The sequence below is a fragment of the Aeromonas enterica genome (genome assembly GCF_054052465.1).
The window spans coordinates 1-24,795 of record NZ_JBSTYL010000006.1 but is presented as its reverse complement, the minus strand read 5'-3'; the positions used below and the strand labels follow the sequence as shown (position 1 = coordinate 24,795).

23 protein-coding genes are annotated in these 24,795 nt (G+C 59.6%); 9 read left to right on the top strand and 14 right to left on the bottom strand.

Going from position 1 to position 24,795, the window contains the following annotated elements; all coding sequences use genetic code 11:
- Window positions 1-87 precede the first annotated feature (87 nt).
- Window positions 88-987 (top strand): acyltransferase, encoded by a 900-nt coding sequence (locus ACW5XD_RS08715; RefSeq protein WP_456494550.1) that lies wholly within the window; start codon window positions 88-90, stop codon window positions 985-987.
- 9 nt (window positions 988-996) lie between these two features.
- Entirely contained in the window at window positions 997-1,956 is a 960-nt protein-coding gene (locus ACW5XD_RS08710) for an acyltransferase (protein WP_456494549.1), read from the top strand.
- Here the strand turns inward: ACW5XD_RS08710 and ACW5XD_RS08705 are convergent.
- Together ACW5XD_RS08705 and ACW5XD_RS08700 are read right to left on the bottom strand one after the other, a co-directional pair.
- Window positions 1,887-2,384, bottom strand: a complete 498-nt coding sequence (locus ACW5XD_RS08705; protein WP_456494548.1) for a DUF523 domain-containing protein — start codon at window positions 2,382-2,384, stop codon at window positions 1,887-1,889. The genes ACW5XD_RS08710 and ACW5XD_RS08705 overlap by 70 nt on opposite strands.
- A complete protein-coding gene (locus ACW5XD_RS08700) occupies window positions 2,381-3,031 on the bottom strand; it encodes an NUDIX hydrolase (protein WP_456494547.1) in 651 nt (216 codons plus the stop codon). Before ACW5XD_RS08700 ends, ACW5XD_RS08705 begins: the two co-directional genes overlap by 4 nt.
- Window positions 3,032-3,106: 75 nt before the next feature.
- On the opposite strand from ACW5XD_RS08700, the gene ACW5XD_RS08695 reads away from it, so the two are divergent.
- The 5 genes from ACW5XD_RS08695 to phnE all read left to right on the top strand — a co-directional run bounded on the left by ACW5XD_RS08695 (window position 3,107) and on the right by phnE (window position 8,285).
- Window positions 3,107-3,742: a nicotinamidase gene (locus tag ACW5XD_RS08695; protein ID WP_456494546.1), complete on the top strand. Its 636-nt coding sequence runs from the start codon at window positions 3,107-3,109 to the stop codon at window positions 3,740-3,742.
- Between the two features lie 101 nt (window positions 3,743-3,843).
- Entirely contained in the window at window positions 3,844-5,022 is a 1,179-nt protein-coding gene (pncB, locus tag ACW5XD_RS08690) for a nicotinate phosphoribosyltransferase (RefSeq protein WP_456494545.1), read from the top strand.
- Window positions 5,023-5,146: 124 nt separating this feature from the next.
- On the top strand, window positions 5,147-5,992 hold the full coding sequence (locus ACW5XD_RS08685) for a putative selenate ABC transporter substrate-binding protein (protein WP_456494544.1): 846 nt from the start codon (window positions 5,147-5,149) through the stop codon (window positions 5,990-5,992).
- On the top strand, window positions 5,989-6,750 hold the full coding sequence (locus tag ACW5XD_RS08680; RefSeq protein ID WP_456494543.1) for a phosphonate ABC transporter ATP-binding protein: 762 nt from the start codon (window positions 5,989-5,991) through the stop codon (window positions 6,748-6,750). Before ACW5XD_RS08685 ends, ACW5XD_RS08680 begins: the two co-directional genes overlap by 4 nt.
- Entirely contained in the window at window positions 6,750-8,285 is a 1,536-nt protein-coding gene (gene phnE / locus ACW5XD_RS08675) for a phosphonate ABC transporter, permease protein PhnE (RefSeq protein ID WP_456494696.1), read from the top strand. Before ACW5XD_RS08680 ends, phnE begins: the two co-directional genes overlap by 1 nt.
- 105 nt (window positions 8,286-8,390) lie before the next feature.
- On the opposite strand, the gene ACW5XD_RS08670 is transcribed toward phnE, so the two are convergent.
- The 9 genes from ACW5XD_RS08670 to rph form a co-directional block, all read right to left on the bottom strand.
- Window positions 8,391-8,999: a thiol:disulfide interchange protein DsbA/DsbL gene (locus tag ACW5XD_RS08670; protein WP_456494542.1), complete on the bottom strand. Its 609-nt coding sequence runs from the start codon at window positions 8,997-8,999 to the stop codon at window positions 8,391-8,393.
- A gap of 182 nt (window positions 9,000-9,181) precedes the next feature.
- Window positions 9,182-10,171, bottom strand: coding sequence for a serine/threonine protein kinase (locus ACW5XD_RS08665; protein WP_456494541.1), 990 nt, complete (start codon window positions 10,169-10,171; stop codon window positions 9,182-9,184).
- A 131-nt stretch (window positions 10,172-10,302) separates the two neighbouring features.
- A complete protein-coding gene (gene ccoG, locus ACW5XD_RS08660; protein WP_456494540.1) occupies window positions 10,303-11,751 on the bottom strand; it encodes a cytochrome c oxidase accessory protein CcoG in 1,449 nt (482 codons plus the stop codon).
- 195 nt (window positions 11,752-11,946) lie between these two features.
- Window positions 11,947-12,210, bottom strand: coding sequence for a YihD family protein (locus ACW5XD_RS08655; RefSeq protein ID WP_042870400.1), 264 nt, complete (start codon window positions 12,208-12,210; stop codon window positions 11,947-11,949).
- A gap of 31 nt (window positions 12,211-12,241) precedes the next feature.
- The gene (locus tag ACW5XD_RS08650) at window positions 12,242-13,396 is read right to left on the bottom strand and encodes a diguanylate cyclase domain-containing protein (protein ID WP_456494539.1); all 1,155 of its coding nucleotides are present in this window, start codon (window positions 13,394-13,396) and stop codon (window positions 12,242-12,244) included.
- A 125-nt stretch (window positions 13,397-13,521) separates the two neighbouring features.
- A complete protein-coding gene (cueR, locus tag ACW5XD_RS08645) occupies window positions 13,522-13,911 on the bottom strand; it encodes a Cu(I)-responsive transcriptional regulator (protein ID WP_456494538.1) in 390 nt (129 codons plus the stop codon).
- Window positions 13,908-16,337 (bottom strand): heavy metal translocating P-type ATPase, encoded by a 2,430-nt coding sequence (locus ACW5XD_RS08640; RefSeq protein WP_456494537.1) that lies wholly within the window; start codon window positions 16,335-16,337, stop codon window positions 13,908-13,910. Before ACW5XD_RS08640 ends, cueR begins: the two co-directional genes overlap by 4 nt.
- A gap of 195 nt (window positions 16,338-16,532) precedes the next feature.
- Complete coding sequence (gene pyrE / locus ACW5XD_RS08635) at window positions 16,533-17,186, bottom strand: orotate phosphoribosyltransferase (protein WP_456494536.1); 654 nt, start codon at window positions 17,184-17,186, stop codon at window positions 16,533-16,535.
- A gap of 75 nt (window positions 17,187-17,261) precedes the next feature.
- The gene (gene rph, locus ACW5XD_RS08630) at window positions 17,262-17,978 is read right to left on the bottom strand and encodes a ribonuclease PH (protein ID WP_456494535.1); all 717 of its coding nucleotides are present in this window, start codon (window positions 17,976-17,978) and stop codon (window positions 17,262-17,264) included.
- A 281-nt stretch (window positions 17,979-18,259) separates the two neighbouring features.
- Between rph and ACW5XD_RS08625 the strand changes: the two genes are divergently transcribed.
- The gene (locus ACW5XD_RS08625; protein WP_290066155.1) at window positions 18,260-19,123 is read left to right on the top strand and encodes a YicC/YloC family endoribonuclease; all 864 of its coding nucleotides are present in this window, start codon (window positions 18,260-18,262) and stop codon (window positions 19,121-19,123) included.
- A 167-nt stretch (window positions 19,124-19,290) separates the two neighbouring features.
- Complete coding sequence (locus tag ACW5XD_RS08620; protein WP_456494534.1) at window positions 19,291-20,307, top strand: glycosyltransferase family 9 protein; 1,017 nt, start codon at window positions 19,291-19,293, stop codon at window positions 20,305-20,307.
- A gap of 325 nt (window positions 20,308-20,632) precedes the next feature.
- On the opposite strand, the gene ACW5XD_RS08615 is transcribed toward ACW5XD_RS08620, so the two are convergent.
- From ACW5XD_RS08615 to ACW5XD_RS08605, 3 genes are all read right to left on the bottom strand, one after another.
- Window positions 20,633-21,553: a glycosyltransferase family 2 protein gene (locus ACW5XD_RS08615; RefSeq protein ID WP_456494533.1), complete on the bottom strand. Its 921-nt coding sequence runs from the start codon at window positions 21,551-21,553 to the stop codon at window positions 20,633-20,635.
- Window positions 21,554-21,646: 93 nt separating this feature from the next.
- A complete protein-coding gene (locus ACW5XD_RS08610) occupies window positions 21,647-22,960 on the bottom strand; it encodes an O-antigen ligase family protein (RefSeq protein ID WP_456494532.1) in 1,314 nt (437 codons plus the stop codon).
- The gene (locus tag ACW5XD_RS08605; RefSeq protein ID WP_456494531.1) at window positions 22,944-24,704 is read right to left on the bottom strand and encodes a polysaccharide deacetylase family protein; all 1,761 of its coding nucleotides are present in this window, start codon (window positions 24,702-24,704) and stop codon (window positions 22,944-22,946) included. The genes ACW5XD_RS08610 and ACW5XD_RS08605 overlap by 17 nt, the downstream gene beginning before the upstream one ends.
- Window positions 24,705-24,795: the final 91 nt, after the last annotated feature.

Below are 24,795 nucleotides of genomic sequence, written 5' to 3'. Positions count from 1 at the left end.
CATGGTCTAGCGGGCCATCGGCTGATATTATGGCCACAGATCTGACCACTTGGTTGCCACCCACAGACAACAAGACGGACCCGACTCATGCACAACAAGCTGATAGAGCGACTGCGCGGCAGCCTCTCGACCCTGCTCTATTTCCTCAACACTCTCTTCTGGTTTGTTCCCATACTGCTGCTTGGCCTGATCAAGCTGCTGCTGCCGCTCAAGGGCTGGCGCACCCTCTGCAATGCCCTGCTGGACGGCTGCGCCAGTTGCTGGATCGGTTTCAACAATCTGATCCAGAAAACCATCATCAAAACGCCTTTCGAGGTGGTCGGAGTGGACAAAGGGAGCCGGAATGAGTGGTATATGGTCATTGCCAACCATCAATCCTGGGTCGACATACTGGTGCTGCAGCGGATTTTCAATCAGAAAATCCCCTTCCTGAAGTTTTTCCTCAAGAAAGAACTGATTTGGGTACCTTTTCTCGGTCTGGCCTGGTGGGCGCTGGATTTCCCCTTCATGCGACGTTATTCCCGAAAATTTCTGGAAAAAAGACCGCATCTGAAGGGAAAAGACATAGAAACAACGCGCCAGGCCTGTGCCAAGTTTCGCCACATTCCGGTGAGTGTGATGAACTTCGTGGAGGGCACCCGCTTCACCGCCCACAAACACGACAAGCAGGCCCCGCCCTATCGCCACCTGCTGCACCCGAGAGCAGGCGGCATCGCCTTCACTCTGGCGGCTATGGGCGATCAACTGCACAAGCTGGTGGATGTGACCATCGCCTATCCGGACGGTATCCCCAGCTACTGGGACTTCATGTGCGGTCGGGTCAAGGAGATCAAGGTTCGGGTCCGCTTTCTGCCGATCGAACGCAATCTGGTGGGGGATTACTTCAATGACCCCGAGTTCCAACAAGAGTTTCAACGGTGGCTGAACGGGATCTGGCGCGAGAAGGACCAGACTCTGGACCAGCTGCTGGCGGACAAGACGCAGTAAACGACGCCCATGCCAACCCTGCTCCCCGGCCCCCTGGTGCTGCTCATCAGCACCAGCCTGACCATTTTGTTCACCGCCCTGTGCGCCAGCCTGATCCTGCTGGTGTCGCTGGCCAAGCTGCTGCTGCCCATGCCGGCCTGTGGCCGTGCCTGCAGCCGCCTCAACAACCGCTTCATGCGCCTCTGGCTAGCCTGCAACGCACTGGTGATCCGCCTCACCACCCGCATCGACTGGCAGATCGAGGATGACACGCAGCTGCACAAGGATGGCTGGTATCTCATCGTCAGCAACCACATGAGCTGGACCGACATAGTGGTGCTGGGCCACCTGTTCCGGGATCGGCTGCCGGTGCCCAAGTTCTTCATGAAGCACGAGCTCATCTACATACCGCTGCTGGGGCTTGCCTGCTGGGGGCTGGACATGCCCTTTATGCGCCGCTATTCACGGGAGTTTCTGCTGCGCAACCCACATCTGCGCGGCAAGGACATAGAGACCACCCGCAACGCCTGCGAGAAGTTTCGCCACATCCCCACCACCGTCATCAACTTCGTGGAGGGGACCCGCTTCACCGAACCCAAGCGGGATGCCGCGCGTTCCCGCTACCGTCACCTGATGCCGCCCAAGGCAGCCGGGCTCGCCTTCACTCTGGCGGCTATGGGGGAGCAGTTTGACAGCCTTATCAACGTCACTATCAGCTATCCGGATAACACTGAGACCCCGTTCAAAGACTTTCTGATGGGGCGGATGAAGCGCATCAGGGTGCGCATCGAGGAGCTGCCGGTGGATGAGGCGCTGGTCGGTGACTATTTCAATGACAAGCAGTTCAAGCGGGGTTTTCAGGGCTGGCTGAACCAGCGCTGGCAGGAGAAGGACGAGGTGCTGGACGTCTGGCAGCGGGATCAGGAACCGCTGCCGGTTGCCGCCAAAGAGGGATCCAAAGAGAGTGCAGAGGCCAGATCGGCCAACTGATCTTCGGAAAAGACTACTATCCCGTGGCGGCGTAACAGGGCCGTGGTCATGCCCTCGCCCGCCACTGACACACCTTCGAAGCGGCCGTTGTAGATGCGACCGCTGCCACAGGAAGGGCTCCCCTCTTTCAGCAGAGCGAAGCGAATACCCTGCGCCTGACAGATCTCCAGCGCCAGCTCGGCGCCACGATCAAACTCGGCAGTCACATCCAGCCCGATCGCGGTCAGCACCAGATCGCCCTGTCGCTCGGCGGGGGGACGCGGGGTCGGCAGGCCGCCCGCCACTTCGGGGCAGAAGGCCAACGCCCGCCCTTCGGCCCCCAGCGCCGTCAGCCAGTCGCTGACGATCCCCTTGCTCTGGCCGTCGTAACGCACCGGCTGACCCAGCAGGCAGGCACTCACCAGCACCCGGGATGGCGTTTTGTTCATGCTTCCGCTCCATGCATCACCTGATCGAACATGACGCAGCAGGGGCTCTCCATCCGGTAGAGGATGGCGGGACGCTGCTTGCCGGTCCGCTTGCGACCTGTATCCACCAGAATGTCGGCACGATGGATCCGCTTGCGAAACGCGGCCGTGTTCATGGGAGTTTGCAGGATGATTTCGAAGGCGCGCTGCACCTCGGAGAGGGTGAACTCGGGCCCCAGCAGTTGCAGCGGCAGAGTGCTGTAACGGCTCTTGATCCGCAGCCGCTCCAGCCCTCTGGCGATCAGCTGGGTGTGATCGAAGGCGAGGCTGAGGCCGGGCAGGGCCGAGAGCGGATGCCAGCAGCCGTGAATGGCCTCAACATCCGGTTCGACCAGACAGAGATAGACCAGTGTCGTGGACCAGCCACGGGGATCCCGCTCCAGATTGCCGAGGGTGCAGACCTGCTCGCTGTAGCAGTGGCCCAGTCCCCACTCCCCCAGCAGCCGGTGGCGAGCCGCGTCCAGATCCCGATCCCGAGTCTCGTCGATGCGCAACGCAGGCAGTTGCCAGCAGTGGGCAAAAGGCGGGCGATCGCGGGTTTCAAGCAGCAGCTCGAGCCGCTCGTTATGCAACCGCAGCACCACCATATCCAGACTCATTCTCAGCATGCCGATCGCCCTGCTCGCCTTCCATTAATGTTTGGTAGATAATATCACATGAATAGTATGTGCAGGAGCCACTCAATGGGAACCGTCGCCAGCCTGGATATTGATGCGCAGAAGGGTTTTACCCCCCTCTGCCCGAACGAACTGCCCGTCGTGGGCGGGGATGATATTGTGGCTGCGCTCAACGCTCAGGCCACCCTCGCCACGCTGCGGATCGGCAGCAAGGACGCCCACCCCGCCAACGCCGCCTGGGCCGTTTCCGACCCCGCCGGCATGCTGCTGCCGCTGGACTTGCCCAATGCCGATCTCACCTGGCCGGCGCACTGCGTGCCAGGCACCCGGGGTTTCGAACTGCTCGACGGCCTGCCCGCCCCCATCGATTACGACTTCTTCGTCTGGAAAGGGGTCGAGCCGGATCTGCACCCCTACGGCACCTGCTTCCACGATCTGGCCGAACGACGCAGTACCGGACTCATCGAGTTTCTGCAAGCCCGTGGCGTCAACACAGTGCTGGCCGGCGGCCTCGCCACCGACTACTGCGTCAAGACCAGCGTGCTGCAGCTGCGCCGCGCCGGTTTCCGGGTCATCGTCCACCTCGATGCCTGCCGTGGTATCGCCCCCGAGACGGTCGCCCAGGCCCGCGCCCAGATGATCGAGGCCGGCGCCGAACTGGCCCAGACCCTGACCGATATACAACGCCTGCTGGATGCCTGATATGCCGCCGATCCTCACCCTCCAACCCGATACCGGCGTCTGCACATTACCTATGCAGCAGGAGCGCGTCATCGCGCTCGCCAGCCTGCAGGGAGCCTGATATGCCACCGATTCTCACCAGCCTGCTCGACACCGACGCCTACAAGCTGCATATGCAGCAGGCGGTGTTCCATCGCTATCCGGATGCCGAGGTGGTGGCCGAGTTCCACAGCCGCAACGAAGAGGATCTGCTGCCCATGATGGGCCAGATCGAGGAGCAGCTGCGCCTCGCAGGCTCCCTGCGCCTCACCAGACCCGAGCTCAATTTTCTGGCCGAGCGCCCCTTCTTCACCGCCGACTACCTCGACCACCTGCGCCGCAAGCCGCTCGATGCCTCCCTGCTGAAAGTATTCGAGCAGGATGGCCGCATCAATGTGCGGGTCGAAGGGCCCTGGCAGGATGTCATCCTGTGGGAAATCCCGGTGCTCGCCATCATCAGCGAGATGCGCAACCGCTTCCGCTACCCCCAGTTTGGCGTCAGTCAGGCGCTGGATCGGCTCGATCAGAAGATCGACAAGCTGGAGCAGGAGCTCAGCGCCGAGGAGATGAGCGAGTTCAACCTCATCGACTTCGGTACTCGCCGCCGCTTCTCCCACGCGGTGCAGGATGCCGTGGTGGGCCGCCTCAAGGAGCGGCTGCCAGCGTTTCGCGGCACCAGCAACTACCTGCTGGCCCAGAAGTACCAATTACCCGCAGTGGGTACCCAGGCCCACGAGTGGTTCCAGGCTCACCAGCAGCTCGGTTTCCCGCTGGAACACAGCCAGCGTGCCGCCCTCACCAGCTGGCTGGACGAGTTCACCAACCACCTCGGCATCGCCCTGACCGACTGCATCACCATGGACGCCTTCCTGCGTGACTTCGACTTCGAGCTGGCCAGCCGCTATCAGGGGCTGCGCCACGACTCTGGCGATCCCGTGGTGTGGGGCGAGAAGGCCATCAGCCACTACCAGCGGCTCGGCATCAATCCCACCGACAAGACCCTGGTCTTCTCCGATGGCCTCAATCTCGACAAGGCGGTGCAGCTGTTCCGCCACTTCCGGGGCCGCATCAACACCAGCTTCGGCATCGGCACCAAGCTCACCTGCGATCTGCCCGGCGTCAGCCCGATGAACATCGTCTTCAAGCTGATGGAGTGCAACGGCGGCCCGGTCGCCAAAATCTCCGACAGCCCTGGCAAGACCCTCTGCCGGGATGCGGATTTCATCCGCAATCTCAAGCAGGCGTTCCACGTCGGGGTGTAACGTACCTTTTTGAGGGGCCCATCTTGCGCAGAGCGCCAGTGGCCCCCTACCATGACCCCACTGAAAGGTCCGACTCGTGTCGGGCCTTTCTCTTGCCTGAACGACAGACCACAAGGAACTGCTCATGACCCCTAAATGGATATTTGCCCTCACTACCCTGCTGGCCAGCCTGGGTGCCACCGCCGCCGAGCCGTTGCGGGTCTCCGCCATCCCGGACGAAGCCCCCACCGAGCTGCAGCGCAAGTTTGCCCCGCTTGGAGAGTACCTGGCCGAGAAGACTGGGCGCGAAGTAGTGTTTGTGCCGGTCAACGATTACGCCGCCGTGGTCGAGGCACTGGCCGCCGGCAAGCTCGACATGGCCTGGCTCGGGGGCTTCACCTATGTACAGGCTCATCGTCGGGCCGACAAGGTGGTGCCGCTGGTACAACGTCAGGAAGATGCCCAGTTCACCTCCAAGTTCATCGCCAACGCCGACAGCGGCATCAAGACCCTGGCCGACACCAAGGGCAAGGACTTCGCCTTCGGTTCCCCCTCCTCCACCTCGGGTCACCTGATGCCGCGCCACTTCCTGGCCGAGCAGGGCATCAATCCGGAGCGTGACTTCGCCCATGTCGCCTTCTCCGGCGCCCACGACGCCACCGTCGCCTGGGTCGCCTCCGGCAAGGTGCCGGCCGGTGCGCTCAACGCCTCCGTGTGGGACAAGCTGGTGGAAGAGGGCAAGGTCGATACCGCAAAGGTCAAGGTGATCTGGACCACGCCGACCTACTTTGACTACAACTGGACGGTGCGCGGCGACCTGGATCCAGCGCTGCAGGAGAAGATCAAGCAGGCCTTCCTCAGCCTGGATCCTGCCGTCCCGGCCCAGGCCGAGATCCTCAAGCTGCAACGAGCCAGCCGCTTCATCGAAACCAGGCCCGAGAACTATCAGGGCATCGAAGCGGCCGCGACCCAGGCCGGTCTGCTGAAGTGATCGCCGTTGCGCTGGACGGAGCAGGGCTGCGGCTCGGCGAGAGTCGCATCCTGCATCCGCTTCGCCTGCAGATCGAGGCTGGGGAGTGTGTCGCCATCATAGGGCCGAGCGGCGCGGGCAAAACCAGCCTGCTGCGGCTGATCGGCACCGAGTTGCGCGGTGAGCTGGCACTCTCCCTCTGGGGGGAAGATCCCTGGGCCCTCTCCACCCGCGCCCGCCAGCGGTTGCGCAGCCGGATCGGCATGGTCTGGCAGCAGCCTCCGCTGCCCGCCTCCCAGCCGGTGGTGACCGCCGTGCTGGCTGGCAGACTCGGCCAGTGGTCCCTCTGTCGCGCCCTGCTCTCGCTGCTGCGCCCCTGCGATCCGCAAGGTGCACAGGCCGAACTGGCTCGCCTCGGCCTCGCCGACAAGTGGCAACAGCGCTGTGGCGAGCTCTCCGGCGGCCAGTTGCAGCGGGTCGGCATAGCCCGGGTGCTCTATCAGCAGCCGGACCTGATGCTGGCCGATGAACCCGTCTCCGCCCTCGATCCCGTGCTCGCCCAGAGCAGCCTGGATGCCCTGCTGGCACAAGCCCGCACTCGCGGCAGCACCCTGATCGCCAGTTTGCACGCGGTCGAACTGGCGCTCGAGCGCTTTCCCCGTATCATAGGCCTGCGCGAGGGACGGGTGCTGTTCGACTGTCCCGCCGCCGCCGTCACCCCGGCCATGCTGGCCGCGCTCTACGCCGGTGACAAGGAGGCACTGCCGTGCAGCGACTGATGAGCCGCTGGCACCATCCCCTGCCCTGGCTGCTGGCTCTGGTCGGCTACAGCCTGTGGCAACAGGCCGACAGTTGGCTCGGTCTGCTCGATGGCCAGAGCTGGCGGCAGATGGGCAATTTCCTCGCCACCAGCTGGCCACCCCGCGTTGATAAGGACTTTCTCGCCCTGACCCTGACCGCCACCCTGGAGAGTCTGGCCGTGGCGACCCTGGGGCTGGCCGGCGCCCTGCTGCTCGGCATTCCGTTCGCCCTCCTCGGCTCCCGCGCCCTGTCGCTGGCCGAGCTGGGCCCCATCCCCAGCCCGCTGCGCGGCGCCTTGCGCGCCTTCAGCCGACTCATCGCCATTCTGCTGCGCAGCCTGCCCGAGCTCATCTGGGCGCTGCTGTTCGTGCGCCTGTCCGGGCTCGGCCCCCTGGCCGCCATCCTGGCCATCGCCGTCAGCTACGGCGGCATGCTGGCCAAGGTCTACAACGAGATCATGGAGAGCGGTGCCCTGCAACCGGCCCGCGCCCTGCTGCTCGGTGGCAGCGGCCGGCTGCAGGCGCTCTGGTACGGCGTGTTGCCCGCGGTGCGTCAGGAGCTGCTCTCCTACACCGTCTATCGCTGGGAGTGTGCCCTGCGCGCCTCCGTCATCATGGGCTTCGTCGGTGCCGGCGGGCTCGGTCAGCAGCTCGAACTCTCGTTGCGCATGTTTGCCGGCGGTGAGGTGGTGACCCTGCTGCTGGCCTTCATCCTGCTGGTGACACTGGCTGACGGCCTCAGCGCCTGGCTGCGCCACACCCGCTCACCCGGTCTGCAACTGCTGGTCTGCCTGGGGCTGGCCAGCGCCATGGCGTTCCACCAGCTCGACTGGCGCATGCTGAGTTTCTCCCTCGGCGGGTTGGGCCAGTTTGTTGGCGAGTTTCTGCAACCGGACTGGTCGACACCCTTCCTGCTGACGGTCGGCACCGGCCTGCTCGATACGATACAGATGGCGCTGCTGAGCACCCTGTTGAGCGCCCTGCTGGCCCTGCCGCTGGCCTGCCTCGCCCGCCACTGCTGGCCGCTGCGGCTGCTGTTCAACCTGCTGCGGTCCGTGCCGGAGCTCATCTTCGCCAGCTTGTTGGTGATCGCGGTCGGGCTGGGGCCGGTGGCGGGCATACTGGCGCTCACCCTGCACACCACTGGGGTGCTGGCCAGGCTGTTCGTTGAGACGCTGGAGAACGCGGATCAGGCCCCTCGCCTCGCCCTGCAATTGAGCGGCGCCGGCCCCGTTGCCAGCTTCTGGTACGGTCTGTTTCCACTGGTGTCACGCCAGTGGTTGGCCTACAGCCTCTATCGCGGCGAGATGAACCTGAGGGCCGCCACCATACTCGGGGTGGTGGGCGCAGGCGGGCTGGGGCAGCAGCTCTATGTGTCCCTGAGTCTGTTCCGTTACGATCAGGCTGCCACCCTGATCCTGGCCATCTTGCTGCTGGTCTGGCTGGCAGAGGGCATCAGCCGTCGCTCCCGGTTGCCGCGCCCAGCGCCCTCCCAACGGGACTGCCAAATTTGAATCGGGAATAACCTCTCAGCGTCGAGCAGTCCCGGCTCCAGCCCCGATAAACAAAAAGCCCGCCGGTTTGCACCGGCGGGCTTTTTTCATCAGGTCAGTCAGCAATCAATCTTTCTTGGCCAGCAGGAATTTCACCAGCTGGTTGAACTGCTCCTGGGAAGTAATGGATTCGATCTTCACCATGTACTTGCCATTCACCAGAAAGGCCGGCACACCGCGGATGTTGTAGCTCTCGGTGTTGCGGTCAAACTGGGAAACCATGCCGGAGACGGCAAAGCTGTCGACGGCACCGTCGAACTCTTCGGCCGGCACGCCGTTATCCACGAAGATCTGCTTCACGTCGGTGCGGCTCTGCGGGATCTGGCGCTGGGTGTGGATCTTGTCGAAGATGGCCGGGGTCAGCTTGCCTTCAACATTCAGCAGGCTGGCAACGGCATAAGCACGCTGCATCTCCGGGCCCATCTCGCGACCCAGGAAGGCCACCGGGTTTTTCTTCATCGGCACGCCTTCCGGCAGGTTCTTTTTCAGATCCGCGGCAATCGGCTCGAATTTGGCACAATGGGGGCAGAAGTAGGAGAAGAACTCCAGCACTTCCGGTTGGGCGCTACCCGTCTGTTTGACCACGTCGTAGTTAACGCCTTCCTTGAATTCGGGGGCGGCGTGAACCATGGGGATCATCAGCATGGCAGCGAGGAAAAATAGTACTTTTTTCATGACGTTTCCTGTAAAGGGATCACTGTGAGGCACGCCCGGCGAACCGAAGCAGTGCCAAGCCTATTGCGTCGCCAAGCTGGCGTCAATGGCAAAGGGGCGCACCGGCGGTTCAACGACTGGGCGCGCCATCCACTGGCAATCGCCATGGCCCCATGCCGACAACCCGCATCCCCTTCTTATACTCACCAGCCCGGCGTCAGCGTCAACGGTGGCGCCTTGAGCGCCTCAAGCTGGTCATGCAGGGTCGCGATCTGCTGGCGCCAGTAGTGATCGGTATTGAACCAGGGGAAGTGGCGTGGAAACGCCGGATCTTCCCAGCGCCGGGCCAGCCAGGCCATGTAGTGGACTATGCGCATGGCTCGCAGCGGCTCGATCAGCGCCAGCTCCCGCGGGTCGAACTCCATGAACTCCTCATAGCCCGCCAGCAGGGTATCGAGCTGGATCAGCTGTTCGTGACGCTCGCCGTTGAGCAGCATCCAGAGATCCTGGATGGCAGGGCCGGTACGGCAGTCATCGAGATCGACGAACATGGGACCGTCGCGCCACAGTATGTTGCCTGGATGGCAGTCGCCGTGCAGGGAGATCTGTGCCACATCCAGAGTCATGGCGTCACAGACGTGCTTGATCAGCTCGTCGAGTACCCCGAAGAAGGACTTGGCCAGCCCGCTCGGCAACCACTCGCCGGACGCCAGCAGCTGACGCGGCTCGTGCAGCATGCTTTCTACATCCAGCCGGACGCGATGATGGAAGGGACGGCTGGCGCCTATCTGGTGGATACGGCCAAGGTAGCGCCCCACCCACTCCAGCTGATCCAGGTTGTCCACCTCGAACTGGCGGCCCCCCACGCTCTGCCAGATGGCGAAGGGGTAGCCCTGATGCTCCAGCAGGGTCTCGCCGGCGAAGACGATGGGGGCGGCGACCGGGATCTCCGCCTCATTGAGGCGGGCGGCAAAGTCGTGCTCTTCCAGGATCTGGGCCCGGCTCCAGCGACCGGGACGATAAAACTTCACCACGTAGCGGCGACGATCCTCGTCCTGAAACTGGTAGACCCGGTTCTCGTAGCTGTTGAGCTCGATGAGGCCGGAGTCGATACGCAGGCCGCTGAGATCCAGCGCGTCCATGATGAGATCGGGATTGAGGTCGGAATAGTTGAAACGCATGTCATCCACCATAAGAAAGGGGCGCCGTTGCGCCCCAGTCTATCACCACTCGGTTCAATGGCGTTCAACCCAACCGGTTGCGCCACGCTTTCCTGCCATCACTGCGGTCACTGGGGGGCGGCCACCCATAGCTCTCTCAGGCATCACAGCCGGCTGATAAATTTGCTGGCCTGGCGCAGGGTGCCCTTGTTGTCATCGGTTGCCGTTCCATCCCGCTTGAGCACGAACTGTATGTCCAGAGTCGGCTTCTTCAGGTTGAAGGGGTCGACGGCCACGCTCACCGGCAGGGTGTAGATCTCGCCCGCCTTCAGGGTCACTTCGCGCGGACCGAACCATTGGTGCTCCGGCAGCCCCTCCACATCCAGCTGATAGGTCTGGGCATGCAGTGTCTTGTTAAGGATCTTGAGGGTATAGGTGTTCTCGATGAGCCCCTCGCTGTTCTCGCGGAACAGCTGGTTGCGATCCCGCAGTATGTCGAGCCCCATGGGCATGATGGACATGGCGTTGTAGACGAACACCCCCAGCATGATGACCATCACCAGGCCGTAGCCGAGCAGCTTGGGCCGCGCCACATGGGTACTGTTGTGGGCCAGCTTGTGCTCGGTGGTATAGCTGATCAGCCCCTTCGGATAGCCCATGCGATCCATGGTCTGGTCACAGGCATCGACGCAGGCGCCGCAGTTGATGCACTCGTACTGCAGGCCATCGCGGATGTCGATGCCGGTCGGGCAGACCTGCACGCAGAGATCGCAGTCGATGCAGTCACCCAGCCCCAGCGCCTTGGGATCGGCCTTGCGGGCACGGGCACCGCGGGTCTCGCCACGCTTGGTGTCGTAGCCGACGATGAAGGTGTCCTTGTCGAACATGGCGGACTGGAAGCGGGCATAAGGGCACATGTGGATACACATGATGGCGCGCATCCAGCCAGCGTTGCCATAGGTACAGGCGGCGAAGAACAGCACCCAGAAGATGACCCAACCGCTCGCCTGCAGGGTGAAGAAGTCAGGCACCAGCTGGAACGCATCCTGGAAGTAGGCGACGAAGGTAAGACCGGTACCCAGCGACAGCAGGATCCAGGCCAGATGCTTGGCGCCCTTGCGGGCCAGCTTCTCGCCACTCCAGGGCGCCGCATCCAGCTTGCGCCGCTTGTTGGCCGCCCCTTCCAGCTTCTCTTCGAACCAGATGAACATGAAGGTCCACACGGTCTGCGGGCAAAGATAGCCACACCAGACCCGGCCGAGGAAGGTGGTCACGAAGAAGAGTGCGAAGGCGGCGATCATGAAGATCCAGGCCAGCAGAGTGAGATCCTGCGGCCAGATGGTGGCACCGAAGATGTGGAACTGCTGGTGACCGATGTCGAACAGCACGGCCTGGCGACCGTCGTAGCGCAACCAGGGAATGGCGACGAAGAGCACCACGAAGAACCAGCCCATGGCCTTGCGCACCCGCTGCCAGTAACCGGGTTGCGCCCTCACGTAGATGCGGTTGCCGGGATTGAACCTGTCATCGCCGGCTTTGAAGGTATTGGGGTTGTACGTCCCCGTTACATCGCCGGTGACATCCTTGATATCGATTTTTTCATGATCGGCCATTGCAAGACACAGCTCCCTTATTTGTTATGGGGCGGATTATATCTTAAACAACCTGCTAATTGTGTGGGTAAAATGTATCTAATGTTCGAGTGATGTCGCAATTTCAAGCAACAAAAAAGGCGTGTCGCCAGTTGACGAAACGCCTTTCTCAGAGATTCCTTTGAACACCATCAAAGGCTCCATCTGGAGCAATCTTTACTTGATGCCGCGCGCCTTGAGCAGGGCTTCCTTGAAGTCGGGTACATGATCCTTGGCCAGGCCGGGGATCATCGCCTGCTTGTCGGACTCCCGCATCTTGAGGTGGTAGATCAGCATGTCGTCGGTCAGGTCGGACAAGGCACCCTCATAGCCGGCTTCCGCCGCCAGTTTGGCCACGAACTGCACCAGGCTGAGGTCCTGTTCCTTGATCCAGGCAGGCTGCAACAACTCCAGCAGCTCTTCGATACGATGACATTGCATAGACAACCTCTTTAAATCTGTCATGTGAAACTCAGGCAACCTTACCCATCAAGGCTACTTCGATACGATCCCGCCCATTATGCTTGGCCTGATAGAGGGCCGCATCCGCTTTTTGGATAAGCTCCGCGATGGAGCCGCTCTGATCCGGCACCAGGGTCGCCACTCCGAAGCTGCAACTGACACGGCCGGAGACCAGGGATTTCTGGTGGGGAATGCCCAGCTCCTTGAGCGCCACCCGCACGTTCTCGGCGATCTGCAGCGCCCCCTGCATGCTGGTACAGGGCAGCAGCAGAGCAAACTCCTCCCCGCCGTAGCGAGCGGCGAGATCATCCTCGCGGCGCTGCACTTCGGCCAATAGACCCGCCACCTGCTGCAGACATTCATCACCCAGCTGATGACCATAGAGATCGTTGAACTGCTTGAAGTAATCCACATCCACCAGCACCAGTGACAAAGGCGCCCGGGCGCGATGACAGCGGCGCCAGGCCCGCTCAAGGCAATAGTCGAGGTGGGCGCGATTGGCGATGCCGGTCAATCCGTCCAGCCGGGAGGTGAGCTTGAGGTGCTCTGAGACCGCCTTCAGCTCGGCCACCAGATCGGCGTTGGAGAAGCGGTGATAGAGGGAGGCGACCTGATCCCGCCGCAGACGGCGCAGCAAAGTCGGCAAGAAGACAAACAGATAGCCCGCCAGCATGCAGGAGACGATCCGCTCCTGCTCGTTGCCGGCCCCCAGCTCGAACAACATGGCCAGCCCGAGCGGCAAGACGGCGCCGTAGAGGGAGCGGCGGCTGCCAAACAGCATGATGGCGCTGCCGGTGAGGATCAGGCTGGAGAGCATCATCATGGCGGCGCGATAGGTGTCGGGCAGCTTGTCCATGTAGAGCAGCACGCCGAGCGCCCAGATGATGGAGGTGATGGTCACCCCGATGAACAGTTCGCGCTCCAGCACCGGCAAGGGGATCTGCGCCAGCCGGGGCTGACGCCAGCGCAGGTGCCAGCCGCGACACAGCAGCAGCAGGCTGACCAGCGCCAGCCAGCCGAGCGCCTCGCCGGCGGGCAGGTAATCGTGGAACAACAGGCTCCAGCCGAGCGCCAGCAGACCCAGGCAAGGCAGGCTGAATGAGGCGTGAGTATAGAGCTGGGCCATGATGGCCTGCTTCACCTGACGTGTCACACTCTGAGTCAACTGCGTACTCCCTGTACAAGAGCCGCACAGTCTACCACTACCCCTTCCGGGCCAACAATAAAACGTCTGTTATTAAGCAGTTGGTCAGTCGATGACGCCAGATCCCGGCCTGCCGGCAGGACCGCTCAGCCGCGTTCCAGCTCGTCCAGGATGGGGCACTCTGGGCTTTCATCCCCATGGCAGCAGCAGACCAGCCCCTCGAGGGAGGCCAGCATGGCCTGCAAGCCGGCAATGCGAGTACGCAGATCGACTATTTTCTCCTGTGCCAGCTTCTTCACCTGGGCGCTGGTTCTGTGCTCGTCCCGATAGAGCGCCAGCAGCTCCTGACACTCCTCCAGATTGAAGCCGGTCTCCCGCGCCCGCTTGACGAAGCGCAGCTCCCGCAGCGCCCCCTCGGTGTAGCTGCGATAGCCGTTATCGCTGCGTACCGGCGCCGAGATGAGGCCGATGCTCTCGTAATAACGGATGGTCTTGGCGGTCAGCCCCGTGGCCTTGGCAACCTTGCTGATGTTCATGGGTGACTCCTTTGCGATTCAGATTGGCGCCGGCTGCCCGCTCTGGGCTGCCAGCGTTTCAGTAACAGGGAATTGCTCAATACCGTGATGCTGCTCAGAGCCATGGCCGCGCCCGCCAGCTCGGGGCTGAGATACCCCAGCGCCGCCAGCGGAATGCCGATGATGTTGAACACGAAGGCCCAGAACAGGTTCTGCTGTATGGTGCGCCAGGTGGCCGCCGAGATGTCGATGGCATCGGCCACCAACCGCGGGTCAGAACGCATGAGCGTGATGGAGGCCGTCTCCATCGCCACGTCCGAGCCGGAGCCCATGGCGATGCCCACGTCCGCCGCCGCCAGCGCCGGGGCATCATTCACCCCGTCCCCCACCATGGCTACCAGCCCGCTGGTTTGTGCGCGCAGCGCTTCCACCTTGTCTACCTTGCCGGCGGGCAGGACTGAGTCGAATGCCCCGTCCAGCCCCAGCTTGGCGGCGATATGGGCCACGGGTGCCGGCGCATCGCCGCTCACCAGCCAGCTGGCGATGCCGCGCTGGCGCAGGGTGGCGATGGCTTCCGGGCTCTCTGGCCGCAGGGTATCGGCCAGGGCGGCGATGCCGACAACCACGCCGTCGATGGCGAGCCAGACCCGGGTCGCGCCGTCGACAGGCTGTTCATCCTGCTGCGGCAGCTCAATCCCGAGCTGAGCCAGCAGGGATCCATTGCCGATGGCGACCGAGTGACCCGCCACCTGGCCGACAATACCGGCACCGACCCGCACCTCCACCGCTTCCGGCTGGGGCAGCGCCACGTCTGTGCCGACCGCCTCGCGCATGGCCAGTGCCAGCGGATGCTCGCTCGCTTGCTGTAGAGCGGCGGCGAGCCGCAGTTGCTCGTCGTTGCCGCTCCAGCTGGCCAGCACCGGCCGGCCTTGGGTCAGGGTGCCGGTCTTGTCGAAGATGAGCGCCTTGATGGCATGGGCCTTTTGCAGGGTATCGACATCTTTGATCAGAATGCCGTGGCGTGCCGCCACCCCGGTACCGGTGACAATGGCCGCCGGCGTGGCCAGCCCCAGCGCACAGGGACAGGCGATCACCAGCACGGCCACCGCCGCCAGCAGCGCCTGACCAAAGTCGTTGCCGATGGCGTACCACACCAGCAGGGTGAACAGGGCGATGGCCATCACTACCGGTACGAACACGGCGGACACCTTGTCCACCAGCTGTTGCAGCGGCGCCTTGCCCATCTGGGCGCTCTCCACCAGGGCGATGATCTTGCTGAGGCTGGAATCCTCCCCCACTGTGGTGGCTTCGATCTCCAGCACCCCAGAGCGGTTGATGGCGCCGCCCAGCACGCTCTCCCCGATACCCCGCGGCACCGGCAGGCTTTCGCCGGTCAGAATGGATTCATCCAGCTCACTCTCGCCGCTCACTATCTTGCCATCCACCGGCACCCGCTCGCCCACCAGCACCCGCAGCCGATCACCGCGCAGCACTTCATCTATGGCCACGCTCTGCCACGCCTCGCCGCGCCAGACGGTGGCGGTTTCCGGCCGCAGCGCCATCAGTTCGCGAATGGCGGACTGGGTGCTGCGGCGGGCGCGGGCCTCCAGCAGTTTTCCCAACGAAATGAGCGTGATGATGATGGCGCTCGCCTCGAAATAGAGTTTACCGCTGGCGGCCACGCCTAAGGTCAGCAGCAGGTAGAGGCTGTAGAAGTAGGCGGCACTGGTGCCGGTCGCCACCAGCACATCCATGTTGGCGGAGCGATTCTTGAGGGCGAGCCAGGCGCCGCGATAAAAGCGGGCCCCAATCCAGAACTGCACCGGGGTGGCGAGCATCAGCTCCAGCCAGGCAGGTATATGCCAGGGAAGCAACCCCGCCATGGCGATCATGCCCACCAGCAGCGGCAGGGTCAGCAGGGCCGAAATAACCACCTGGATCAACGCCTTGTGCGCAGCGGCGGCCTCCTGCTCTTCACGCGCCTGCAACTGTTGGCGGCGCGCACTGGCCGAGCCTTGCGCCAGCTGGGCACCAAAGCCAAGCGCCTCTATCTGTTCGCGCAACGAGGCCGGGGTCTGCATGCCAGGCACCAGCTCGATGCGGGCCTGCTCGATGGAGAAATTGACCTCGGCCGAGAGCACGCCCGGCAGCGCCGCCAGCATCTTGTTGAGACGTGCTGAACAGCCCGCGCAGGTCATGCCGCTGATCTGGAAGGAGAGGGTCTCGTGGCCGTAGCCGTAACCCTGCGCCTTGATGCTCTCCAGCACTGCCGGCAAACGGTCAGGGCTGGCAAGGTCGATAGCGGCCTGCTCCAGCGCGAAGTTGACGGTGGCCGTCACGCCATCGAGCTGGTTGAGGGCTGTGCTGATGCGGCTGGCGCAGTTGGCGCAACTCATGCCGCTGAGCGGCAGTTGCAGATGAATGGGGGGTTGAAGTTGGGTGCTCATGCTGTTCCTCCTCGGAACCAATCGGCCAAACTGGCTGCCGACCGCTAAACCCTAACCTTTACTGTAAGGGTAAGCTCAAGCCACGACACGCACTTTTTTAAACATGAAAAAACGGCGCCCGCTCCCTGCCGGATCCCCCGGGCAGGCGACGGGCGCCGCCGTATTGACGTCACGCCTTATAAGGCCAGCCGACTATCAGATGCCGTACTGGGCGCGATAAGCCTGCATGGCGGCCAGTTGCGCCGCCAGCGCCGGCTGCTCGGCCTGCTTCTCTTCCAGATACTGGATCAGGTCGCTCATCTGGATGATGGCGATGATGTGAGCGCCATAGTCGCGCTCCACCTCCTGAATGGCTGAGAGCTCCCCCTTGCCCTTCTCCTGACGGTCCAGCGCGATCAGTACGCCAGCCAGGGAGGCACCGTTGGCCTGGATCAGATCCATGGATTCACGGATGGCGGTGCCGGCGGTGATGACGTCGTCCACCAGCATGATGCGCCCCTTGAGCGGGCTGCCCACCAGATTGCCGCCCTCGCCGTGATCCTTGGCCTCCTTGCGGTTGAAGCACCAGGGCACGTCCACGTCGTGCTGCTCCACCAGCTGCACTGCGGTGGCGGAGGCGATGGGGATCCCCTTGTAGGCCGGGCCAAACAGCACATCGAACTCGATGCCGGCATCCATCAGGGCGACGGCATAGAAGCGGCCGAGGCGGGCCAGATCGCGGCCGCTGTTGAACAGACCGGCGTTGAAGAAGTAGGGGCTTTTACGACCGGATTTCAGGGTAAATTCACCGAATTTGAGGACCTGCTTCTCCAGGGCGAACTCGATAAATTGACGCTGGTAGGCTTTCATTCTGGCTCCTTGCTTGGCTTGTCGTTTACTTGTGTGGGGGTATAAAAAAACGCGGACCAGGCCGCGTTTTTAAAATCATGCAAGTGACTGCTTCTGCAGCACAATGATCTCTTCAATGCCGCCCTTGGCGAGCCCCAGCATCGCCAGCAGCTCCTCATGGGTGAAGGGTTCGGCCTCCGCGGTGCCCTGCACCTCTATGATGCGACCATCTTCGGTCATCACCACGTTCATGTCGGTCTCGGCGGCGGAGTCTTCGATGTACTCCAGATCGCAGATGGCTTCGCCCTGATACATGCCGACGGAGACGGCGGCGATCATCTGCTTGAGCGGGCTCTGCTTGAGCATGCCTTTTTCGACCATCCAGTTCAGCGCATCCACCAGCGCCACGCAGGCACCGGTAATGGAAGCGGTGCGGGTGCCGCCATCGGCTTGCAGCACGTCACAATCCACCGTGATGGAGTGCTCGCCCAGCGCGGTCAGATCGACGGCAGCACGCAGGGAGCGGGCGATCAGCCGGGAGATCTCCAGGGTACGGCCACTCTGCTTGCCGGCGGCCGCTTCGCGGTTCATGCGCGAATGGGTGGAGCGCGGCAGCATGCCGTATTCGGCGGTGACCCAACCCTGGCCCTTCCCTTTCAGGAAGCGAGGTACGCTGGTGTCGACGCTGGCGGTGCAGAGCACGCGAGTGTTACCGAACTCCACCAGCACTGAGCCTTCTGCATGTTTGGTGAAATTGCGGGTAATGGTAACCGGGCGAAGTTGCGCGGCACTGCGATCGCTGGGACGTGACATGGAACGGACCTCTGGGCTGGCTCAAATTGGCGAAGGAGTATAAGTGATCCAGCCCCAAATATCAGCCGCTAAGAAGCTATTCCCGATCAGTCGTGAACGGCCATCACAACGGTGAGGAACCGCACCCTAATCGGTGTCTATCACCCTTGCTGAGGAGTCTGGGCCGTGCTGGGCCTAGTCCCACAAAAAGCCGGAACGGGTGCTAACGCCACGGCTATGGCTGACGGGACAAGTCTGGCTGAGTATACTGGCTGCCCACTTCATCAAGCCCGGAACAATCAATGATTCACAGCATGACCGCCTACGCCCGCAAGGAATTCAAGGGCGACTGGGGCACAGCCGTTTGGGAAATTCGTTCGGTAAACCAGCGCTATCTGGAAACCTATATCCGTCTGCCGGAGCAACTGCGCAGCCTGGAGCCGGTGCTGCGTGAGCGTTTCCGTGCCAAGCTGCAACGCGGCAAGGTGGAGTGCAACCTGCGTTTCGAAGCCGCTCAGGCCGCCGCCAGCCAGCTGCATATCAATGAAGAGCTGGCAAAGCTCATCATCGACAGCGCCAACTGGGTAATGAAAGAAGCGGGCCAAGGCCAGCTCAACCCGGTCGACGTGCTGCGCTGGCCGGGTGTCATGGCCGCCGCCGAGCAGGACATGGACGCGGTCGCCACCGAGCTGCTCGGCGGGTTTGACCAGACCATGGAAGACTTCATCGCCTCCCGCGCCAGCGAAGGGGCCAACCTCAAGAACTTGATCCAGCAGCGTCTGGATGGCATCCAGGTGGAAGTGAAGAAGGTGCGCATACACCTGCCGCAGATCATCGAGTGGCAGCGCCAGAAGCTCACCGATCGCCTGACCGAGGCCAAGGTGGAGCTGGATCCGGCCCGGATCGAGCAGGAAATCGTGCTGCTGGCCCAGAAGATCGACGTGGCCGAAGAGCTGGACCGACTGGAGATGCACATCAGCGAAACCGTCAAGATCATGAAGAAGGGTGGCGCCTGTGGCCGCCGTCTCGACTTCATGATGCAGGAGTTCAACCGCGAGTCGAACACGCTGGGCTCCAAGTCCATCAACGCCGAGGTGACCCAGTCCGCCGTCGAGTTGAAGGTGCTCATCGAGCAGATGCGCGAGCAGATCCAGAACATCGAGTAATGGCTGCGAGAAGCCCGTCAATGACGGGCTTCTACTCCAAGCCTGTACCACACCGCCATTGGCTTGAGCCAGATCGGATTTTCATTCCTGACCGACAGCATCTGACTCGCTTGTGCGGTATGCTGTCACGCTGATGCTCAACAACGACCTCTATTGAGGCCTGCCTTATGAAATACCTTGTAGTACAAACCAAACAGATAGGGGATGTGCTGATCTCCACCGCGCTGTGCAACAACCTCAAGCAGAACGATCCAACCGGGGAAGTTCACTATCTGGTCATGGATTATTGCGCGGGTATGGCGCAGGGCAATCCCAATATCGATCGACTCCTCATTATCGAGAAGGCCAGGCGCAACGACTGGCGCTACATGAAGGGCCTGCTGCTGGATATCCGCCGCGAACACTATGACGTGGTGGTCAACAGCCAAGGCCAGATGATAGGCCTGCTGACCTGTCTCTTCTCCGGCGCCAGGTTGCGGATAGGATTTGACTCCTTCCCCTGGCGGCTCGGCCACAACCACATAGTACGCTTTCGCAAAGACACCGAATTCCAGGGCAACAGTACCCTGATCGACGACCGCTTCTCGCTGCTCAAGCCCCTCAAACTGGCCAAAGAAGATCGCAATTACCATCTCTGGCTGAGCGAGGAGGAGAAGCAGCAGGGACGGGAAACCTTGCAGGCGGCTGGCGTCGATCTCGCTCGGCCCTTGATCGCCATGGGCGTCAACTCGCTGGGGCACTACAAGCGCTGGCCCATCGACTGCTTCGCCCAAGTTGCCCAATGGCTCATCGAACAGCACAACGCCCAGATCCTGATCTACTGCGGACCGGGAGAGGAGGAGTACAACCGCGGTCTCAAGCCGCTGCTGCCTACCGCCTTGCAGGCCAGCGTGTTTGATCAGATCAAGACCCGCTCGGTGCGGGAGCTAGTGGGGCTGTTCGCCCATTGCCAACTGTTTGTCGGCAACGATACCGGCCCCCGCCATATTGCACAGGCACTGGACATACCACTGTTGACAATTGTCTCCCCGCTGGGCCACTCGACCATTGCCAACCCTGTTTCCCACCCCCGCTATCAGTTCATCGACACCGACCACCGGGATCCCGAGCAGGAAGTCCTGAATGTGCAAGATAGACTGGCCCAACTCTGGACTAAGGTAGGTATAGCTCACGACAAGATATAAATAATTGACTACGAATATACGCCTCGCCAGTAACGAAAAGAACAGAATAGTTCTTTCACCAGTTACTGGTGTGCCCGCTTCACACGAAAATAGGTTTCACTATTAATATAATAATTTCCTTACCCGGCACATATTTTAATATTTAAAATTTGGTTAAAGATATTCTCTCCAGGTAGTTTTTTTAAAATTTCAAGATGATTAGATTATAAACTAAAATTAAAAAAATTTAAATTTACGTTATTATAAACCCAATCATCTTAAAAATACGAAGACAGCAACCCAATTTAAGTTACCCTCTATCAAGATCACCAACTATTTAATAAAACTAACCCTTCAAACCTCGTTGTTTATGTCTTAATGAGTGAGACAGTGATGAATATATTATCATGGCAAAAAGTAGCTTAAGTCTGGTTGGTTTTTTACATGACTTTATGAGTTCTTTAATAAAAAATCTAAACTTAAGAAGTTTTGCAGAAAAATATTTGTAGTTTTTGTCAAAGAAATAAAACAAAGATCTATAAAATTCTATTTCCACCTCTATATTTCTATTCGTACTCCCACCACCATAATGAATTATCTTTGCATCTGGGACAAAAAATATATTCATCTTTTCTTTTCTCATTCTAATACAGATGTCCTCTTCCTCGCAGTAAAGGAAAAAATTAGGATCTAAACCTCCAATTTTAAAATAATCAGATGCGCGAAAAAACATTGATGCTCCACTGCCCATTTGGATACGAAATGGAGCTTTATATTCCTTCCTCCTATCCATATATTCTGATGGTTTTAACATTCGACACAACCCGTTACCAAACCACTGATTAGCTACTGATGGTAAATAGGCAAAGGATGGATGATATACACCATCTTTATTATACTGAGATGGTATACACAACGATACGTCTGGATTATCCTCCATAAATGAATGAAGTATATCAAGCGCGCACTCATCCACCAGAGTATCATTGTTAAGAATAAATATGTATTTTCCTTTTGCTACCGACACTCCAAATATGTTGCCAAGAGCAAAGCCAAAATTAATATCATTCTCTATAAAGAGAATTTTATCATTATTTTTGACATTCAAGTAATCAATAATAATACCACGTTCATCTGCATTCGAATTATTATCAACCAGTATTATTTCATACTGCTGATATGAACCTTTTAATATACTATCAATACAATTAATTGTATATTTTGAGGAGTTATAATTTAAAACTATAATTGAAATGCAAACCCTCACACCACACCTCTTTAATTTTCATATTAGAGTTCATTATAAAACTAACCATACTCATAAAACTGTATAACCTTCCTATTTAGCGTCATTAATTTTTTATTTGCTTTGACTTCCCTTTAAAACAATAGATGCAGCCATAACCAAGGATGAAACAAAAAAAGTAATACCTGAATTGTGACCAAAAAAAGCCTGACTGAGACAGTAATCTACCGATGAAAAGACAGTAACAATAACTAATGCAGCCCCACAATGCACATCATAATCATGGGGTAGGTGCAAACGTTTTTTTACTAAGAGTAGGGGAATCAACAGCAGCATCAGCAACGTACCAAGGCCAACAATACCTCGTTTTGCCATTTCATCGAGGAATTGGTTATGGGCATGGGAGTTAAAATCATAGATAAACTGGCTGATCTCACCACGTATCAACTGCGCTTTCTGAGACTCCCTAACCCCATGGTTACCCCAACCAAATAACGGCTTTTCGGTAAAGCTCTGCCAAGCACTCTGCCAAAGCTGAAACCTTATGCCTAAAGAGGTGTTGAGGTTGGTTTTGTCGAGATATTGACTGATATCTTTCTGAGCGATCTCTATCCGCGCTTCCACACCACTCTGCGGTTGGACAATCAAAAATCCACCACATAACAAGCCCCCTACAATCATAGCCAAGGTCGCCTTGCGATACAGGCACTCCTTAAACAACATCGCGATAGTAAATAAAATAACTGGTAACAGTACCCAACCCCCGCGCGTACCCGAGAGGAAACTGGCCCCCATCCCAGCACAGGTCCCAAGCAACATAAATAGCGAGAAAATGAACCGTCCCGTCTTCTGCGCCCAAAATTGGCCACACAGGCAAAACAATCCCAACGACATTGCAATATTGCCACTCTGAATCGGCATTATATCGTTAAATGCCCGTTCATAACCCAAGATAAACTTATCATGAATGGCGATGCCAAATGCGAGGAGAGCACCGACACCACAACCTGACAGCAGTATAGGCAGGCGTACTGGTACGCTAGCTAGTAAGGGCAACATTACGACAGCCATCAATGCTCGGCTGGCCCTGTCGATTTCGCTTATCTTGCCACCATCCAGCCAGACAGAAATAGCCATAACGATAAAATACGTCAACAAGCCAAGTCCGATAAATTGGAACTCACGCGACAATCTCCAAGCAGAGCGCTTGATGCCAATAAAACCGAGACCTGCCAGTAACAGTAGGGCGGGGCCGTAGGAATAACCACTAGGCACGGCCAGCGCCAACACACCAAACAGAAAGGCTGACAATTGAACTAACAGAGGGAAAAGTTGGTCACTGCGCAGCCACAAGGGGTACTTATTGACTGAAATTTCTGTCTTTAACGGCATATTTCTCTCTACCATAGCCTTATTTTCTGAATACATAATTCCCCCGGATTTTGCGCCACAGGCCAAAAACATCGGTACGAGGGAAAATAGCGATGCGACGGATCCGGTAAGGATCTTGATGCATGGCTCTGGGACCACTGTTGGTCGCCACGGCAAAACGGTAGCCTGCGGCCCGTGCCTGCACCTTGGCACTCTCATCCATATCTCCATAAGGGTAGGCGAACGATAGCAAGGGGTGGCCTAGAAGGATCTCGAGTTGTCGCTTGTTCTCTTGAATTTCATGGGCTTGCTGCTCGGATGCCAGCTTGCTCAACCTGGGGTGAGTCAGGGTATGGCCACCGATCTCCACATGGCCGGAGGCCACAAGGGCCTTTATCTGTTCCCCATTCATCAAGGAAACCTGAGTATCCGGGTTGCTGACATGCTCCACGTCCCAGCGATTATGCTCCTCTCCGGTCACCACATACACCACGGCTTTGTAACCGTATTTTTCAAGCAGCGGCAGCATGCGAGTCAGGTTGTCCTGATAACCGTCGTCGGCGGTGATCATCAGGAACTTCTTGCCATATTCCAGGCGATGGATAAAGCCCTTGTCCGCCAGATCGCGGAAGGTCAGAGTTTCATAACCCAGCCATTTCATTAAGCGAAGATGCTTCTCGAACATGGCGATCGGCATCCAGGTGCCGTGCACCCCCTTCTCGCTCTCGTGCTCGATGAAACGGTGGTACATGATGACCGGCATCTCGCGGCGCAGGGTTTCGACCACCGCATCCTGATAGATGGACTCCAGCCCGCTCACCACCCCCGCCAAGCCATATTCGACCTGAATGCGCTGGCGAACGGCCTCAGGCACACTCTTGCTGGCCAATGCGGGTGCTATCTGTGTCTTCAAAGCGGCAAAATCGATCGCCAGATCTCGGGGGCCTATGTCACCAAAGTTGCTGGCCAGCGCCTCGGCCAGGTTCTGTTCCGTCACCAGTCCAATCGCCTTGGCCTCGCCGATGGCAAAAGCAGGACGTCCGCATAACAGTGCCTCCATCGCCACCCGGCCGGCACCGATCACCAGATCACATCCCGCCAGCAAAGCGGGGACATCATCCACATAACCAACGAAATCGACCTGGTTCTGGAAGCGGTGGAAACGCTCTGGCAGCTGACTGCCGCTCACCACCCTTACCTGACAGGCATCCAGATCCAGCACCTCGTCCAGCAGGCGATAACAGAGCTCGCCCTTGGGGCCGCTCAGCCGCCCTATGATGGCGATCACCGGCGTTGCATTGTCCGGGGCCGGCACGGGCTGAAACTTGTCAGTCTCGATGCCGTTGCGCAGCACCTGCACTATGGCCGGATCCACCCCCAGATTGTCGACGATCTGGTGGGCAATATCCTCGCAGACGGCAACGGCCCGGAACCCGAGGGCATGGAAAGCCTTGCGGGAGGCGTGTACCGGCTGGCGGCCATGTACCGTGGTGATCATGGGAGTACCGGTCAGCTTGCAGGCCACATAGCTGCTCCAGCCGGAGGCTCGGGAGTGTGCATGCACTAACTGGATACGGTGCTTCTTGATGAGGTAGATGAGATAAAACACATGCCAGAAGCGGCGCAGTATGCTGCGCTTGTTGAAACGCAGCTTGAACACGGGGCCCCGGGTCGGCTTGGTCAGCGTGTCCGATACGTAGAAAATCTGATGACCACGCCGGGTCAATTCGTTACCGACCGTGGTAGCATAGACCTCAGCTCCCGTCACTTCGAGCTGGGAGAGTGCCATCAATATGTTCATGGAAGCGTATCCGATCGAGGGGGGGGGGGCGGGGCCCCCGCCGCCGGGGGGGGCAACCCCGGGGGGCCCGGGAGCGGTAAGGGGCCCCCCG